We start from the raw sequence: 15,356 nt of genomic DNA, 5'->3' as shown, positions 1-15,356 counted from the left end.
TCGGGGCTGGATTAGAGGTTTTCGTATTTTTAATCACAAAAACCTAAATCAATATTATTTTAAAAAAAATTACGAACGTTTACTGTAGTACGAAAAGATTATGATTAAAGATTTTAAATAAGGAACTATCTATTAGTTTTTCTTATACTTTCGACATAATTACTCATAGGTTTACATGATGGATGATTATCAATTTCTAGTTTTGCTTTTTCAATTATCTTTTGAGGCGCATCAATTTTATAAAGTAACACCCTAATTCCTGTTACAGTTTGTTTTCCTTGATAATCTGTTTTTCTGTAACTAATTTTTAATCCACTTTTTTTAACAATATTTAAAAGAGTTGGAATTAAGTGTTGAAAATTTTTTGGAGATGAAAATGTTAAATCATCAACATATCTAGTATAAGTAATATTGTTTTCCTCACATATTTTTATAAGTTCATAATCCGTTTTAAGAAAAAAAATATTTGAAAGATGTGTACTAGTGGGAGTTCCCTGTGGTAATTCACCTTTCCAAGTTGTTAATTTAGTAATATAAAAAGCAAACTGTTTATTATAACCTAATTCAATAAACAAATCATGAATTTTCTTTGCCTTAACAGAAGGATAGAAATCTTTTAAATCAGTTACAAAAACGTATTTATTACCTTGATGAGGTTTTGCATTTGTTACATTACTTCTTTTTTTTACCCCACCATGCACATTACCTGGCAACTCAATTTTAGAAAGAATTCTATCTTTTATTTTTGATTGAATAAGATTCAATCTTTTCTTTGATGGTCGAATTACTCTCTTCTTAACAGTTCCATCGAGGTAAGTTTTAGGTTTCCCAGTTTTATTATCAATTTTTTGTTCAACACGCTCTCTATAATGATCATCGATAGATTGTATTATTTCGTCAAGATCTTTACTTTTTTCACCTATAATGGATGGTAAAAACAATTTATATTTTGTCTCTAAAGAATTCATTAATAAAGGATTTAACGGATGGATTTATAATTGCAAAAGCTTCTCTTTTTTCTGGAGCAATATCTTCTTCATTTAAAGACATAAAGAACAATATAGGTAACGGAATATCAAGATTTTCACTTATAACTTTTAAAGTCGATAAATTAGGTTCTTTTGAATTGTTTTCTATTTGAGAAAGATATGTCTGAGTGATTCCACAAGACAAAGCAAACTCGCTCTGAGTCTGCCCTTTCTGTTTTCTTGCGTCTTTGATGACTTGACCTATATTCATGATAATTAGTATAAAAAAATTAAAGGGGTGTCGGAAATTAGCGATATTTAAAATCATGATTTACAGCATTAAATTAAAAAATCTAATAAGAAGAGCGATAATATCTGATACTTCAGATTTATAATTTTTATCAGTCAGTCCTTTTTTCTTTCTTAATCTATTTAATTTAGCTATTGCATCATTTAATAAATTAACATCATTCTCCGATAGAGAGCACTGGTTCTTTGCGATGGTTAAAGCGTTTATTAAACCATCGATGTTTTGAAGTCTTGATATTCTAGACATATTATTTAAGTTTTAGTAATAGCTTCGTTGCTATCTGCTTATTTAACACTCGTTAATTACTAAATGCGTAGACAATGCTCTCTATGCACCACTTCAAAATTCTGCTTCCAAAAAAGAAACTTTAGTAACAATTCAAATTATCTTCTAATCTACTTAAAACTTCTTTTGATTGTAATTGAATTTGATATCAATTCTTTTCAATGATAAGCGGCGCTCTTTTCAGGGGGCGTCGACAGCTTTCAGCAACTTTAGATAATTGTGTCCTAAATCCCAATAAGGGTTGTTCGAGAAAATGAACAAAAATTTAAACTCTCCATTTAGCAATTAACTTTCAAAACATATTTCAAAGAACTATGATGCAAATATACAAATATATTACTGGTAGTTAATAAAAAAAGCTAAAAAATTTTAAAAAAATATTTAAACAATTGATAAAAAGCTTTTTAAAACAATATGATCGTAAAACAAAAATCCCGCAATCTCAATAAATGAAATTGCGGGATTTAATTCTCGCAGAGAGGAAGGGATTCGAACCCTCGATACAGTTACCCATATACTAGCTTTCCAGGCTAGCTCCTTCAACCACTCGGACACCTCTCTATTTTGGTTTGCAAATAACATGAAAAAAAACGAGTTAGAAAAGTAATTTTCAAAAATCCTTTCAATACTCGCTATTATTTATTGCTAAAGTGAAATCTCGCCCCGTAAAGCCGTTTCAAAAATGGTTTTAAACTCCGTTTGCGGAATCGTAACCGTATGGCCTAATAGATACATCAATTTAGTGATGGCAGCTTCTGTCGTAATGTCTTTTCCTGAAATAACGCCTAAAGATTTCAATACAGTACTGGTTTCATATTGTCCCATATTCACGCTTCCGCCTGAACATTGTGTTACGTTTACGATATGCAAGCCGTTTTGAATCGCTTTTTTGATCAGGTTCAAAAACCAATCTTCAGTTGGAGCATTTCCGGAGCCGTAGGTTTCCAGAACAATTCCTTTTAAACCTTTAGTCGCTAAGATTGAAGCCAAAACGGTTTCGCTCATTCCGGGAAACATTTTTATAATGGCTACATGATTGTTCAGGTTTTTATGCACAATCAGTTTCGCATCTGTTTTTATTGGAAGAAATAAATGTCGGTTTAATTTAAGATGTACGCCTGATTCTACCAATTCAGGATAATTGGGTGCCGTGAAAGCTTTGAAATGTTCTGCATTTACTTTTGAAGTTCGATTTCCGCGGTATAATTTATATTCAAAATACAAACAAACTTCTGTAATTACAGGCTTTCCGTTTTCCTGAAGGGAAGCAATCTGAATAGCTGTAATCAGGTTTTCTTTTGCATCGGTGCGCAAATCTCCAATTGGCAGTTGCGAACCTGTAAAAATAACCGGTTTGGTCAAATTTTCCAGCATAAAACTCAATGCTGATGCCGAATAGGACATAGTATCGGAGCCATGCAGCACCACAAAACCGTCAAAAGAAATATAGTTTTCCTCGATAATAGTGGCAATTTTAGCCCACATTTGAGGATTCATATTCGAAGAATCAATTGGATTTTCAAACGAAACCGTTTCGATTTCGCAATCCAGTTGTTTTATTTCGGGGATATTTTTGAGCAATTTTCCAAAATCAAAAGCTTTAAGTGCCCCTGTTTCAAAATCTTTACTCATTCCGATGGTTCCACCGGTATAAATTAAGAGTATTTTAGCTTTAGATGACATCCTGGTATTTTAATTTACTCACTACAGGATTGGCATACATCGCTAAAAATCCTTGTCTGGCTACGCCATTGTCAGTTCCAATACGCATTTCTAAACGACGTTCAAAGAGTAATTTTTCGTTTTCTTTATATAAATGTGCATATTTATCTGTTTCATTCAGAATATCATAGGCAATAAAATTGGTTGGCCATAATTGGTAATTCTGCAAAATAGAATCATCAATTGTTTGTGCCAAAGCCTGAATCTGTTTATTTGAATTGTCATTCTCAGCAACAATCTGATCAATTTCGGTATCTAAAACATCTCCCACTGAGATATGTATTCTTTTTTTAGTTCCCATGATACCGCTTAAAATGGTCATGAAATCCTCATTTTTATCTTTTACGTAAACCTCATTGTTGGCTTCTGCCATTAATTGTGGCATTTTCAGCACATCAGTAGGATCGTATTCGTAGGAAATAGCAACCGGAACAATCTTTAATTTTTTGAAATAATCCATCGGGTTTGCTTCATCTGAACCCATTGCGATCATTTTTAAAACACCGGGATTGGTTTCGTCATTTCCGTCTTTGGTACGACCTTCTCGTTGTGCAATCCAAACCGAACGATTTTCGCGAAGCAGTAACTGCCCCATATATTCGGCCAGTAATTTAGAACTTTGCAGCATTTCACGCGGCGTTAAACCTCTTAAAACCAAAAAGTTTCTATTCAGTTTTGCCAGTATGCTCAAAAATGCTTTTTTTACCAGATTATCACCAATTGCCGATGCTGTCATTACTAAACCGTGTTCGAAAAGACAAACATTCAGTAAAGTCGTATCCAGTAAAATATCACGGTGATTCGAAATAAATAAATAAGGAGTGTTTTTTTCTAACTTTTCAAAACCCGAAGTCGTAAGTCCTTCTGAACTTTTTTCGAGTACTTTTTGAATGGTCTGATAAATAAAATTGCATTGAAAATCACGGATAGAGTGCGTTTTCCTTAATTGTTCTTTCCAGACTTCATCGTTTAATTCCGGGAAAGTAAAATTCATCATGGTTTTCATCATCGGATGATTGGCAACTCCATGAAGTGCTTCATTTACTTCAGAATCATAAAATGGTCGAATCGCGTCAAATTTCTGCATTATAAATATCAATTTAGGTGGGCAAAAGAACAAAAAAAAAATCAAAGTATTGTAATCAGGGGATTAAATCCCGAAAACGTCTTTAGAGTTTTGCGTTGTTGCTTCTGCAATTTCAGTTTCTGAAAGTTCGTAAATTTCAGCCAGTTTTGCAATTACATTCGTTAAATAACTGCTTTCGTTGCGTTTACCCCTGTATGGAATTGGCGCGAGGTAAGGTGAATCGGTTTCTAAAACAATGTGTTTTAAATCAATTTGGTGTAAGAATTGGTCGATTTTTCCGTTTTTAAAAGTTACTACGCCTCCAATTCCCAATTTCATATTATACGAAATCGCCTGAAGCGCCTGCTCATACGTTCCGGAAAAACAATGAAAAATTCCGAACAGATCAGCTGATTTTTCTTCTTCCAGAATTTCAAATATTTCATCAAAAGCGTCGCGGCAATGAATCACGATGGGCAGTCTGTATTGCTTTGCCATCTGAATTTGCCTTTTAAAAGCGATTTGCTGCTCCTTTAAATGCGTTTTATCCCAGTACAAATCGATTCCGATTTCACCAACGGCATAAAATTTCCGTTTTGAAAGTTCTGTTTCAACATGCTGCAGCTCGTCCAGATAATTGTCTTTCACGTAAGTGGGATGCAAACCCATCATCAAAAAGACATGATCCGGATAATTTTGCTCCAGATCATACATTGATTGTGTGGCTGCAGCATCAATAGCGGGAATAAAAAAACGGGTTACTCCTGCGTTTATGGCTCTCTGAATCATTTGGTCACGATCCTGATCAAATTCTTCAGAATATAAATGCGTGTGGGTATCGGTAATAATTGTCGTTGAATTCAATTGTATGTTTTTTAAAGTTGTCAAAATTACGACAATATTAAAAGAATAGCAATTGTGCAGATTGGGACGCGGATGAAACGGATTCACTTTTGTAAAAACGCGGATTTAACAGATTTTTTTATCTTTTTTGTCATTCCGAGGAACGAGGAATCTTCGCTAGAAACTCGACAAAGATTGGCGATTCTCTGGATGGAATTATTTATGGAGATTCATCGTTCCTCAGAATGGCAAAAAGCAATAAAAAAAATTCGCAAAGTATTTTAAAAACTTTGCGAATCTCTGTGTAAAATTCTCAGTGTTTCTTAGTAAAATATCTAATCCAAAGCATCCAAAAGCTCCTGAACCTCATCATAGTCTTCATAGTCCTGAGAAATAGTCTCCAGGATTTCTTTACATCCATTATAATCTTTTTGTTTTAATTTTAGTAAAGCCAGATTCCAAAGTGATTTGTCTTTGTAAACAGAGTTTCCTGATTTCAATTCATTAAAAACTCCCTCTGCTTTTTTATATTGGCCTGTTTGCACCAAAGAAACACCATAGTAATATTGAATTTCGGATGTTTTTTTGTCTTTCAAAACTGCCTCAAAAAACGGAATCGCTTCTTTGAATTTTCTGTCATTAAAAGCTTTTTCGGCCTGTATCAGGTTTACATTTGTATTGCTTCTTTCTGTAAAATGAGCTTGTCCGGGATGGTTATAATCATTAAAAGACGGATTTTGATTGTAGTCAAAAAAGAACAATCCGAATAAAATTGCCACAGATGCCGCCGCCGCATAATACCAGGGACGCATCAATACCACTTTTGGCTTTTCTTTATTGAAATGTTTATTCGCAATATTGGACAGGTTTTCTTTAAACGCTTTTCTTTCCTGCTCATGCCCGAATTTATTTTCCAGTTGTACCTGAACCTCTTTGAAAGTTCTGAATTCAGCCGCAAATTCCGGATTTTCTGAGATCTCTTTTTCAAAGCTGTTTCTTTCCTCAACAGTGATTTCTCCCAGCAGATATTGATCAAATAATAGGTAGCGTTCTTCGTTCATGGCTAATTATTTTTAAGAGATTTAAAATTTTTTGCTTCCTGAATCCATTGTGTCAGCTGTCCGATACATAGCGATTTCTTTTTACGGACATATCCGTAAGTTACGTTTAGTTTTTCGGCAACCTCTTCCATCGATTTAATGGCGAAACTCAGTTTTAGCACCTCCTGGCATTTATCTCCTAATTTTTGGAACATCATATCAAAAAGCTGCTGTTTTTCATCAAATTGTTCGGCTTCCTGAACCAATTCAAGAGCAGATTCATTGATAGATGCAAAATCTTCATTAATTGTTACCCCTTTATTCGAAGTTTTTTTCAATTCGTTAAGCCATTTCCTTTTGCACAACAAAAAGAAGTACGCATCAAACGGACAAGTCAGCTGTAATGTATTGGCTTTTGCCTGATTAAAAAGCAAAATCATGATTTCCTGAACTACATCCTGAGCCTGATCCTTGTCTCCGGAATTATTCATTATATAGAAAACCACTTTGGGAACGAAATTTTTATAGATAGAACGGATTATTGCCGAGTCATTTGCCGCTATACCGTCAATATACATTTGGTCAGAATGTGTTTTACTTTTTTCCATATCGAAAATTATTAGCTAAAGTAAAAAAAAGAATCTGAAAAAAGTTACAGAAAAGAAGGTAACAATAATAACCGCAAATTGATATAGAGTAATAAAAGGTTATTTAGAATTAAAAATCACATAGAAATGGGAAGTTATCAATTTACAACCGAGAAAGATTTTGCCAAGTTTCAACAGATACTGTCGAACAAAATTCGCAATGGATTTATTGTGATTGAAAAAAACGACAAACTTCCTTATGTGGTTTTATCCAAAGAAAAAAAACAAATCAATTCTTCTTTGCAGCTGACTTTGGTTTTTGCAACCATAGGACTTTGGTCAATAGTCTGGCTTTATTTACTGATTAGTCTTCGCAAAAAACAAATTTTGGTGGCACTAGACGAAGACGGAAATGTTTTTGAAGAAAAGTGCCTTTCTAAATAGTTTCAAAAAAACTTCGAATAAAGGGGTAACAATTGTAAAGGCGATTTGATATAACGGTATAAAAAGAATTTTTAAAAATAAGGGTAACAATATCAACCCTGAATTGATATAAGAATATAAAAATTAAATTAACAACCGGAATCTGAAAACCAACTGATCAAAATCAGTTCAGATTTATAAAAATTAGAAATCATGAACACAAATTTTAAAAAAATCGGACTATTATTTTTAGCATTAGCAACATTTGCAAGCTGTGATGACAGCAACAGTGAAGACGAAAAAATTATACCACCATCGGCATCAGAATTTGCAGCTGTAAGAGATGAGGCTTTGGCAGGAAAAACACAACATTTTACAGCAACAGCAGGTGCAGGTGCTATTACGCTTACATCAGCAAAAGGTGTAAAAATCACCATTAACGGAAACTGTCTTACTAAAGCAGGAAACGCTGTAACAGGTGCTATTAACATTGATTTTGTTGAAATTTTTGACAAAGGAAATATGCTTGTAACCAATAAACCAACTATGGGTTTAATGGCAGACGGAAAGAAAAACCTATTGATCTCCGGAGGTGAATTCTTTATTAAAGCAACGCAAGGTGGTGTAGATCTGGCAACTTCTTGCTCTATAAATCTGGTTGTACCAACTAATTTAACTGGCGGTTTGGATAATGCCATGACACTTTGGTTTGGAAACATTGATGAAGATGAAAACTTAGTGTGGAGAGAAGCCAAAGACGGTGCTGACGGTACAGGCGGAAAAGGCGGGGTTCAGGGCGAAGGAAACAATTATTATGTAACTTTTGGAAACTTCGGATGGACAAATGTTGATAAATTCTACAGCGATCCAAGACCTAAAACTACTATTTTAGTAGATGCTCCAGAAGGTTATGACAATAACAATTGTGCAATTTACTTATCTTATGACGGAGAAGGACAAAATGCATTGGCTAAGTTAGATACTTACACAGCTGCCGGATTATTCAGCGAACACTATGGCCAGATTCCTGTTGGTTTAGCTTGTCACATCATTTTTGCTACCGAAGATAACGGTCAATGGCGTTATGCTATCAAAGGTGTTACAATTGCCGCTAATCAAACCTACAGCTTTACTTTGGCTGAAACAACAGTAGGTTCAGAAGCTCAACTGGTAGCAGCAATCAATGCCATTCAGTAACTTTCAAATACTTTTTTTAGGAAAAAGTGATGATTTGCTCATCACTTTTTTTTACATTTAATGCTGTTTTAAACTAACTCTGATGATTTTCAGAAGCTAATCCTGCTGTCCGCTGTATCTTTTTCTGTCTAAAGAAGCCAGAAAAAGGATGCCGCTCCCATCAGGGCTAAAAAACCTCCTCGACCATGAAAAAACTTTTATGCTGTTTTATTTTTCTATCATCAGCAATGGTGTTGGCGCAAACCAAAGTAAAAGACACCATCACCCGAAGAGCAAATATAAGCTATACCCAAAAAGGCAACTCGGTAACGTTTAAACCCGAAACACCTCCATTAATTCCAATTGCCGGTGCGCCAAAACCAAGCTACTCTTATTTATGGAAATGGGAGACGGACATTACAGCAAACAGGCAGAACCCAAACACGTCTACAAAAACAAGGGGAATTACACCGCCCGATTAGCCGTTACCAACAATTATGATAACGGAAAACCTCCTGCTACACGGCCAAAAAAAGTCGCTGTTAACGAAATAGCAGATGATCCTTATCAGGACATCGCCTCGATTGCCGACCAAAACGGATTTGCCATTCAAAAAAACTGTGACCCCATTCCGGAACAGGAAATGCTAGTTGTAGTGAGTTATCAAAATCTGGAAAATTATGTCTCAAATGGGAAACTGTATCTTTTTTATAATGAGAAGCAATTCAAAAACAATAATTTCGAACTGGTCGATTTTCGAAACTATGCAGGCGAACGTGAAGTAAAAGAAAACACAGTAGCTTCAATTGACGATCTCGATGATACGAAATCCTATCTGGCTTCTGCCGAAAACACTTTTAAATTCAAAAAATATAAAAATACTACAACCGAAGAAGATTTAGAGGCAAGTTTAAAAGAGGCACATACTCTTTATCACAATGTTTCGATCCTGGAATTTGACGAAGCCAATCCAAATGAAACCCGAAATGTCTTTTATACTTTCAAAACCACTCCGGAAATGATCAAAGATACCAGTGCAACAGTTACCATGCGCGGGATTTTTGTGCCAAACCGCAGTTTTAAAAACCATAAAGTCAAAAACCTCGAAATGGAAATCGTAACCTCTCACGATCCCAACAAAATGGGGTCTAACGGAAGTTTGATTAATTATAGATTCGTCCGATTTAAAAGAGTGAAATTTAAAACCCGTTTTCAAAACAATGGAGAAGGACCTGCCAGAAAAATTCGTTTAGAAACCGATATTCCGGATATGTTCGACAAAAAAACATTCCAGATTGAAGGCATGTATCCTGAATGCCCTATTTGTCCAAAAGGCGAAGAACCAACCGTAAGCTGTCTCGACACTATCATTAAACAAAAACAAATCATTTTTACTTTCAAGAATATTTATTTGCCGGGAACTGAACAAAAAAACGTTCAGGAAAAAGACAGTACTAAAGGTTTTGTACGATATTCAATGAAATTTAATGAAGACTTTCATAAGGTAAAAACCAAAAGCCGAACAGCAATAATTTTTGACAAAAATGAACCTATCATTACCAATTACGCCACTACCCGATTTTTACCCGGAATATCGATTGGCGCTAAAGCCGGGTATAATTTCTATCCTGATTTAGATAATTCAACGAGCTATTTTGTTGGTGCAACTATTTCTCCTTTTAAATCCTACCGCTTTTACTGGCAGGCAGAATGGGTAAACAGTTTAAATAATTATGATAGCGCAGCTAATGTGGTTACTGAAGTAATTACCAATGCCAATGGTGTAAAGCAAAGACAACGCACCACAACAAGTACAGAAAACAAAAGCGTTAATTGGGAAGTGCCGGTTCTTATTCGCTACAACATCAATAACTACATAGGAATTGGTGCCGGTTTTCAGGCAAACATAAATGTTGCACAGGAACAGCGTCAGAGCAAAAAAATAGACCTTTACGAGGGAGATTCAGATAAACTTATAATTAATACCAGAACAGAATCAAATTCTGCCAAAGCATCAATGGCAAATTTAAACACAGGACTTTTATTCGATTTAACTGCTGGATTTGCAAGGATTGGCCCTAGTTTAGGGGCTCGGTATGTGATGAACTTTGAAAAGGATTTTAATTATTTTCAGGTTTATGGGATCTGGAAGTTTTAAAAGTTATTCCGCAGAGATACACAAAGACAATACAGAGATTAGCAAAGTTATTTTAAATCTTTGGGCATCTTTGTGAAAAACCTTTGTGTATCTCTGTGAAACAACAAAACACGCAGCAAATTATATGAACTTATATCGCTTATATGGTTTAATTTTCTTCTTCCTGAATCTAACTGTTTTTGGGCAAAACCCCGAAGACAAAATTTACAACGCAATTGATTCATTTGTTGCCCATCCTTCAGCGAAAGCGCTGCAAAACTTAACCAATACCGAAACCGCTTTCTGGAAAAATCCAAAACCAAAAACCAAAGACGAATTATTGTCCATAGTGGTTTTAAACTGCAACAAGGCGTATTATCAAAATCAGTTTGGACAGACACACAATGCGGTTTCAGGTTATGAAAAAGCCTGGCAATTGTACCAAAAATACAAACTTAACAATTACGATATTATTGAGTATTGCCTGAAACCCCTGGGCAATTTATACACTGTTTTGGGCGATTATGACAGTGCTGAAAATACGATCAAACAGTATTATTTTATTGCTGAAACAGAGAAAAACCAATCACAAAAAATAGCAGCAATCCTCAATTTATCGAATGTTTATCAGAGTTCGGGCAAGATCTCAATGGCCATTGAACTTTTGGAAAATACTTTAAAAACTGAAAAATTATCGAATGTCCAGAGAGGAATTTTATTGAATAATCTGGGAAGTAATTATTTACTAAGTTCAGGAGGAAATTTATTATTCCCCGAAAAAAGAGAAAAGACTGAAAAAGCATTTGAATCCTCAATAAAATTTCTTCAAAAAGAAAAAGATGAATATGAAACTTTATCGAATTCTTATCGAAATCTTGCAACACTTAACCGAAAAAGACGAAACTTCGAAACAGCAAACTCTTATATAGAAAAAGCTGAAGAACTGTTTTTAAAAACGCCCAACCATCAGCCTCGAAAACTGGCTAAACTTTATTATGAAAAAGCTTTATTACTTTTTGATGAAAGAAAATATGACGAAAGTACAAAGCAAATTTCGGGTGTTTTTAAACTTTTAATTCCAAGTTATAATTCTAAAAACCTTCTGCCAAATCAAAACCAGTTATATCCGGAAACTGTTTTGACAGATGCAATCGACCTTCAGGCAGAAATGCTACAGCTTAAACAGCCAAAAAAGGCATTGAAAGCTTTTGAACTTTCGTTTTACATTGAAGATTTACTGATGAACGGTTTGGTTTACGAAAACTCCAAAATCCTGATGCAATTGCGATCACGAAGCCGAACTGAAAAATGTATTTCGATTTATAAAAATTTATATGAAAAGGAAGGAAAAACTGAATATATGAATAAAGCCTTTCAATTATCTGAACGAACTAAATCTGGAATTTTAAAAAGTTATCGTTCGAATATTAAAAACGCTTCCGCAGAAGAAAAACAGCTTTTGCAGGAATTTCAAAATTTAAATAATGCCATTTTAAAAGAACAGCAAAAAGGAGATGCTGCAGATATTTCGAAAATCAATAATCTTATCCAAAAGCAAAATGAATTGACGCTTTCACTGAAGAAAATTCAGGCTGAAAATGAAGATTATATTCCGGAAAATTGTGATTTAAAATCATTGTTCAAGAAATTACAAAATGACAAAGCCATTATGGTTTATTATTTCATGGGTGTTGAAAAATTGTATTATTTTACTTTACAACACAATCAAATTTCATTAAACAGAGTTCCTATTGGAGACGGAAAATTAGCTGATATTCTTTTTTTTCTGGACTATTTTAATGACGCCAATGCTATTATAAATGATATTGCGGGTTATAATCGTTCCGGAAATAATGTTTATAATCTATTACAATTGCCTGGTAATTCGATTTATCAAAACCTAATCATTGTTCCTGATGGCATTTTGAATTTTCTTCCGTTTGAAGCATTGATTACACGTACATCAAATACAACAAATTTTGCCAAAATGCATTATTTGCTGAACGATTTTAAGATCGCCTATAATACTTCGGCGAATATTTATTTAAATTCCAAACCCATTTCTAAATCCGAAAAAACCGTTTTGGGTGTTTTTCCTGTTTTCGAAAAAACGGCTTTTGAGTTGCGTTATTCGAAGAAAGAACTGGCATCAATCCGGAGTAATTTTAAAGGCAAATATTTAGAAAACACCGATGCCCGTTTCGATAATTTCAAAAATAACGTTTCTAATTATTCGATTCTGCATTTAAGCACACATGCTTCATCGGGTGATATTCAAACTCCTGCAAGTATTAAATTTTATGATCAGGAAATTTTATATTCAGAATTGTACAATCTTAATATAAATCCGGATTTAGTAGTGTTGAGTGCCTGTGAAACCGGAATTGGAAAACTTTACAAAGCCGAAGGAGCGATGAGTGTAGCAAGAGGTTTTCAGTTTGCAGGAGCACACAATTTGTTGTTTTCGTTATGGAAAGTAAACGATTATACAACGTCGGTTTTTATGACTGATTTCTATAAAAATATCAAAAATAAGCAAACTTACTTTGAAGCCAATACAAACTCAAAACTTGATTTCTTAAATGATAAATCGATTCCAAACGCTAAAAAATCTCCTTATTACTGGAGTTCGTTTGTCTATTACGGCTCTATTTCGCCAGAAGAAAAATCAGCCTATTATATCTGGTACATCATTAGTTTATTGGCTGTAATTGGTTTATTTTTGGTTTTCAATCACTATCTAAAATGGAAAATCTTCACGAGGTTCTCAAAAAAGAGAAATACAAAAAAATAAAATTCAAAGTTACCAAAACACAGCATTTATCTATTAAAGCCAAAATCAATGGTGTTTCCGGAACTTTTATTTTAGACACCGGCGCATCAAATTCCTGTGTGGGTTTTGAAAGTATTGAAAAATTCGATTTAACCACAAAAAAATCTAAAACTAAAGCTGCAGGTGCCGGCGGAACCGGAATGAAAACACAAATTTCGAAGCACAATATGCTTCAGTTGGGTTCCTGGAAAAATACCGATTTTAGTCTGGTAATTTTTGACCTATCACACGTTAATGAAGCTTTGCAGCAATACAAAGCAAAACCTGTTCATGGCATCATTGGCGCTGATATTTTGCTGGAAGGAAAAGCGATTATTGATTATTTTAATCATTATTTGTACTTAAAGCAATAATAAAAACTAATCAAAAACAAATAAAAAGTTATCAACAATTAAAACCAAAAAGAGAATCTTATTTGATAGTTATTTGACAAATAGATGTATTTTTACTTTTAATCCCAATAAATTCAAGGGTTTCTTATTTGATGGTTATTTGATTATGGAACAAAAAAAGTTAATAAATATCGTAAACGATTTAACTAAACAGCCTAACGAAAGTGAATGGGTTGAATTTAAATTAAACTATCATTCAGCTGAAGAAATAGGTGAAAGAATATCAGCATTATCGAATGGAGCTTGCTTACATAACCAACCTTTTGGTTATTTGATTTTTGGAGTAGAAGATAAAACTCATAAAGTTATAGGAACAACTTTTAAAATAAAATCACATAAGAAAGGGGGAGAAGATTTGGAAAGCTGGCTTATTAATCGATTAGCCCCAAAAATTGATTTCAGAATTCATGAATTTGATTATGATGATGGAATACGGATTTCTATGATTATAATTCCAAGCGCTGACAATCGTCCAGTAGATTTTCTACATATTCCATATATCAGAATAGCTAGCTATACTAGAAAATTAAGTGAATTCCCTGAAAAAGAAGGGAAAATTTGGAGAAAATCTCCCGATAAACCATTAGAAAACCTTGTTGCAAAAACAAATGTTACTTCTTCGGAAATAATTAGTTTACTTAATTCTCAGACCTATTTCGAATTATTAAAACTCCCGTACCCAAATACTCAGGAAGGAGTAATTGAAAAATTCATTTCTGAAAAATTTATAAAAAAGAGTAAGGGCAATTATGATATAACTAAATTAGGAGCTATTTTATTAGCTAAAAATCTTGAAGAATTTGACGAAATAGGGAGAAAGGCGGTTAGAGTAATTGTATATAAGGGAAAGAATAAAGTCGAAACAATAAGAGAACAAATTGGTAAAAGAGGATATGCCGTCGGGTTTGACGGACTCATTGACTGGATAAATGGCCAGTTACCTGCGAATGAAGAAATAGGAAGAGCTTTTAGAAAAGAAACAAAAATGTATCCCGAGATTGCAATAAGAGAATTAGTCGCTAATGCTCTTATCCATCAAGATTTTAATGAAAAAGGATTTCCTATGATTGAGATATTTTCAGACAGAATCGAAATTTCCAATCCAGGTTTACCTCTAATAACACCTCAGCGTTTTATTGATGAGTACATATCCCGAAATGAAAAATTAGCAGATATCTTAAGAAGATTTGGTATATGCGAAGAAAAGGGAAGCGGTATAGATAAAGTGATTTTTTACAATGAAATGTACCAATTACCTGCAGTAGACTTTATTGTATCTGAAAAAAGAACCAGAATTACAATGTTTAGCTATAAAGAACTTAATCATTTAGATAAAAAAGATAAAGTTAGAGCTTGTTACCAACATGCATGTTTATGTTATGTGTCAAATGACATAATGACAAATCAAAGTTTAAGAGAGCGTTTTCAAATTGAAGAACAGAATTCAGCAATAGCCTCAAGAATTATAAAAGACACAATAATTGAAGGTTTGATAAAAGATGATGATCCTTCCAGTAATTCTAGAAAATATAAAAAATACATTCCTTTTTGGGCATAAATAATCTCTCTTAAAA

General features: G+C 33.7%; 15 protein-coding genes and 1 tRNA gene. 7 read left to right on the top strand and 9 right to left on the bottom strand.

Features of this window, described 5'->3' with window-relative positions; genetic code table 11:
• Window positions 1-125: 125 nt before the first annotated feature.
• The 9 genes from BXU10_RS08505 to BXU10_RS08465 form a co-directional block, all read right to left on the bottom strand.
• Window positions 126-968 carry a reverse transcriptase family protein gene (locus BXU10_RS08505; RefSeq protein WP_078226971.1) on the bottom strand — a complete coding sequence of 281 codons (843 nt, stop codon included), beginning with the start codon at window positions 966-968 and terminating at the stop codon, window positions 126-128.
• The gene (locus BXU10_RS08500; RefSeq protein WP_189328071.1) at window positions 943-1,239 is read right to left on the bottom strand and encodes a helix-turn-helix domain-containing protein; all 297 of its coding nucleotides are present in this window, start codon (window positions 1,237-1,239) and stop codon (window positions 943-945) included. The genes BXU10_RS08505 and BXU10_RS08500 overlap by 26 nt, the downstream gene beginning before the upstream one ends.
• A gap of 60 nt (window positions 1,240-1,299) precedes the next feature.
• A complete protein-coding gene (locus tag BXU10_RS08495; RefSeq protein WP_078226969.1) occupies window positions 1,300-1,524 on the bottom strand; it encodes a hypothetical protein in 225 nt (74 codons plus the stop codon).
• A 513-nt stretch (window positions 1,525-2,037) separates the two neighbouring features.
• A tRNA-Ser gene (locus BXU10_RS08490) sits at window positions 2,038-2,124 on the bottom strand.
• 84 nt (window positions 2,125-2,208) lie between these two features.
• Entirely contained in the window at window positions 2,209-3,246 is a 1,038-nt protein-coding gene (locus BXU10_RS08485; RefSeq protein ID WP_078226968.1) for an asparaginase, read from the bottom strand.
• Complete coding sequence (locus tag BXU10_RS08480) at window positions 3,236-4,372, bottom strand: 1-acyl-sn-glycerol-3-phosphate acyltransferase (RefSeq protein WP_078226967.1); 1,137 nt, start codon at window positions 4,370-4,372, stop codon at window positions 3,236-3,238. The genes BXU10_RS08485 and BXU10_RS08480 overlap by 11 nt, the downstream gene beginning before the upstream one ends.
• 63 nt (window positions 4,373-4,435) lie before the next feature.
• The gene (locus BXU10_RS08475; RefSeq protein WP_078227946.1) at window positions 4,436-5,215 is read right to left on the bottom strand and encodes a TatD family hydrolase; all 780 of its coding nucleotides are present in this window, start codon (window positions 5,213-5,215) and stop codon (window positions 4,436-4,438) included.
• A gap of 314 nt (window positions 5,216-5,529) precedes the next feature.
• Window positions 5,530-6,255 carry a hypothetical protein gene (locus BXU10_RS08470; protein ID WP_078226966.1) on the bottom strand — a complete coding sequence of 242 codons (726 nt, stop codon included), beginning with the start codon at window positions 6,253-6,255 and terminating at the stop codon, window positions 5,530-5,532.
• Between the two features lie 2 nt (window positions 6,256-6,257).
• Entirely contained in the window at window positions 6,258-6,842 is a 585-nt protein-coding gene (locus BXU10_RS08465; protein WP_078226965.1) for an RNA polymerase sigma factor, read from the bottom strand.
• Window positions 6,843-6,968: 126 nt separating this feature from the next.
• Between BXU10_RS08465 and BXU10_RS08460 the strand changes: the two genes are divergently transcribed.
• From BXU10_RS08460 to BXU10_RS08435, 7 genes are all read left to right on the top strand, one after another.
• Window positions 6,969-7,265 (top strand): hypothetical protein, encoded by a 297-nt coding sequence (locus BXU10_RS08460; RefSeq protein ID WP_078226964.1) that lies wholly within the window; start codon window positions 6,969-6,971, stop codon window positions 7,263-7,265.
• A 192-nt stretch (window positions 7,266-7,457) separates the two neighbouring features.
• A complete protein-coding gene (locus BXU10_RS08455) occupies window positions 7,458-8,441 on the top strand; it encodes a hypothetical protein (RefSeq protein WP_078226963.1) in 984 nt (327 codons plus the stop codon).
• Between the two features lie 185 nt (window positions 8,442-8,626).
• The gene (locus tag BXU10_RS25220; protein ID WP_223255410.1) at window positions 8,627-8,902 is read left to right on the top strand and encodes a hypothetical protein; all 276 of its coding nucleotides are present in this window, start codon (window positions 8,627-8,629) and stop codon (window positions 8,900-8,902) included.
• Window positions 8,818-10,578 carry a PKD domain-containing protein gene (locus BXU10_RS08450; RefSeq protein WP_223255409.1) on the top strand — a complete coding sequence of 587 codons (1,761 nt, stop codon included), beginning with the start codon at window positions 8,818-8,820 and terminating at the stop codon, window positions 10,576-10,578. Before BXU10_RS25220 ends, BXU10_RS08450 begins: the two co-directional genes overlap by 85 nt.
• Window positions 10,579-10,702: 124 nt before the next feature.
• On the top strand, window positions 10,703-13,351 hold the full coding sequence (locus BXU10_RS08445; protein ID WP_078226962.1) for a CHAT domain-containing protein: 2,649 nt from the start codon (window positions 10,703-10,705) through the stop codon (window positions 13,349-13,351).
• Window positions 13,303-13,743, top strand: a complete 441-nt coding sequence (locus BXU10_RS08440; protein WP_078226961.1) for a retropepsin-like aspartic protease — start codon at window positions 13,303-13,305, stop codon at window positions 13,741-13,743. Before BXU10_RS08445 ends, BXU10_RS08440 begins: the two co-directional genes overlap by 49 nt.
• Window positions 13,744-13,888: 145 nt before the next feature.
• Window positions 13,889-15,340, top strand: a complete 1,452-nt coding sequence (locus BXU10_RS08435; protein WP_078226960.1) for an RNA-binding domain-containing protein — start codon at window positions 13,889-13,891, stop codon at window positions 15,338-15,340.
• The last annotated feature ends 16 nt before the right edge of the window (window positions 15,341-15,356 follow it).

The organism is Flavobacterium sp. LM4, assembly GCF_002017935.1.
GTDB lineage: Bacteria > Bacteroidota > Bacteroidia > Flavobacteriales > Flavobacteriaceae > Flavobacterium > Flavobacterium chungangense.
Note: the sequence above shows the minus strand (reverse complement) of the source record. Positions and strands in the feature narration are given on the sequence as shown.